Annotated in this window: 1 protein-coding gene; it reads right to left on the bottom strand. The window is 65.1% G+C overall.

Features of this window, described 5'->3' with window-relative positions; translation table 11 throughout:
* A partial coding sequence (locus tag NA637_RS25330; protein WP_256075424.1) for a helix-turn-helix domain-containing protein occupies positions 1-466 on the bottom strand: 466 nt, incomplete at its 3' end.
* Between the last annotated feature and the right edge of the window lie 67 nt (positions 467-533).

The following is a 533-nucleotide window of genomic DNA, read 5'->3' as shown; positions in this document are numbered from 1 at the left end:
CCTTGGCCGCAAATTCCGGATCGGTGCTGACACACCAGGTGCGGTGTCTTTGGAGCTGGATACCCTCCTTGCGCAGGATGCGCCATACGGCATCGTCAGGGACACCCAGCGCCGCGGCCAGCGATCCGCCATCCCAACTCGCCCTCCCCGCCGGAGGGGGCAACTCCAGCTGCGCCAACAGGCGGGTGCGCAACGCCGCTCCGTACTTGACCGGCTTGCCCGGCCGCGGAGCATCTCGCAGACCCGCCAGGCCGTGCTCCGCAAAGCGTATGCGCCATTGCCCGACCGTGTTCGGGCGAACCCCCAGTTCACGCGCCACCTCGTCGTTGCGCCGACCCGCCAGGCATCCCAGAACCATCCGCGCACGCTCCGCCATGCGCACTTCTCCACTGCGGCTGCGCGACAAGCGCTCCAGTTCAGCCCTCACGTCCGCAGAACACGACAGCGCTACCGCGACTCTGGCCATCCTTCCCTCCAATCTCCGCCTGGATTGAAAGTAGATTATATCGCGTATCAATGCAATTAGACACTAG

The sequence above is a fragment of the Stutzerimonas stutzeri genome (assembly GCF_024448935.1).
GTDB lineage: Bacteria > Pseudomonadota > Gammaproteobacteria > Pseudomonadales > Pseudomonadaceae > Stutzerimonas > Stutzerimonas stutzeri_AO.
This window is presented reverse-complemented; position numbering and strand designations above follow the sequence as displayed.